We start from the raw sequence: 1,479 nt of genomic DNA on the forward strand, positions 1-1,479 counted from the left end.
CTTGATGTGTCTGTGCAGGCGCAGGTTTTGAACCTTCTGGCGGAACTCAAGGCGCAATTTGGCCTGACCTATGTGTTTATCAGTCATGACCTTTCCGTGGTCCAAGCAGTCAGTGACCGGGTGGCCGTGATGTATTTCGGCCGGGTCGTTGAACAGGCGCCGGGACGGGCATTGTTTGAAAAGCCGCAGCATCCCTATACCCGGTTGTTGCTTGATAGTGCGCCAGTACCGGGTAAACGCGGCCTTACGGTCGAAGATGCCAGTGCCGAATTGCCCGATCCGCTGGCCCCGCCGCCGGGCTGTGCCTTTGCGCCACGCTGCCCGCGGGCCCAGGATGATTGTGTTGCCACCGTCCCGGATGCACAATACGGCTTGGATAACCACGATGCGGCATGTCTGCATCCGCTCAATCCGGTGACAAGGTCCTGAAAAAGGATAGAATAGGGGCCGGAATGCGTTTGGGCGCGACAGGGAAAAACAAATGACAAAAAACCCGATCAAGGGGCCGAAACAGGACTTGGAACTGACCACACGCCCGCGCAAGCGAGAGCGTAAACGTTCCGATATCATTGCCGACGCGCTGAAAGACTATATCGCGCAAACGGGGCTGCGTCCGGGCGAGCGTCTGCCACAGGAAGCGGAACTGATTACACTGTTGGGCGCATCCAAGGGGACCGTGCGCGAAGCTCTGAAATCAATGGAAACGCAGGGGATTATCGCAACCCGGACCGGACCGGGCGGCGGGGCGTTTATCGATACCGTGTCCGAGGGACGCGCGGTCGAACTTCTGGCCAATTACTTCTTTTTCAAGGATCTGACGATCCGCGACATTTACGAGCTTCGGATCTTGCTGGAACCGGAAATGGCCGCGGCCTGTATCGGTCATCTGGAAGAGGACGATTTTGAAAGGCTTGAAGAGGTCATGACATGGTATGCAAGCCATCCGACCTCGATCGAGGAAGCGCGACGCCAACGCATCAAGGAACTGGAATTCCATCTGGTTCTGGTGGAGCTTTGCCCCAATCCGCTGTTGTCATTTATCTGCCGGTTCATGATCGATTTGCTGATGAATTTGACGGTCTGCAAAAAGATTTATGATCAACCCAACACCGAACTGCGCGAAACGGGGCGCAACTATCAGTTCCGCCTGATCGAAGCGCTTCGCAAGGGCGATGGTGAAACGGCGCGTGCGGTTACCTATCAACACATGTGTGCCGCCCAACGTTTGATGGAAGAACAGGAAGCGGTGGTCGAAAACCGCTTTTTCCGGTCGGGCAATATCGATCTGCCGCGTGACTTGTCACCCAGTGCCGAATTGCGCGCGCTTTCGGGTATCGCAACCAAACACTGATCTTTGAGCCGACATTATCTAGGAATTTAAGGACGGGTATCATGTCTGAAACCCATATTGATCGACAATATCTCAGTGCGGTTCTGGCAAGGCTTCTGACGATTGACAGCCCGACGGGCATGACCGAG

2 protein-coding genes are annotated in these 1,479 nt (G+C 55.5%); both read left to right on the forward strand.

All coding sequences use genetic code 11. The features are described from left to right. On the forward strand, positions 1-429 hold a 429-nt coding region (locus tag B2T33_RS09445; protein ID WP_286791788.1), incomplete at its 5' end, for an ABC transporter ATP-binding protein. Between the two features lie 52 nt (positions 430-481). Further along, complete coding sequence (locus B2T33_RS09450) at positions 482-1,351, forward strand: FadR/GntR family transcriptional regulator (protein WP_064788377.1); 870 nt, start codon at positions 482-484, stop codon at positions 1,349-1,351. Positions 1,352-1,479 lie beyond the last annotated feature (128 nt).

Origin of the sequence: Thalassospira sp. UBA4513 (genome assembly GCF_002388495.1) — a bacterium.
In the GTDB taxonomy this organism is placed as follows: Bacteria; Pseudomonadota; Alphaproteobacteria; order Rhodospirillales; family Thalassospiraceae; genus Thalassospira; species Thalassospira tepidiphila.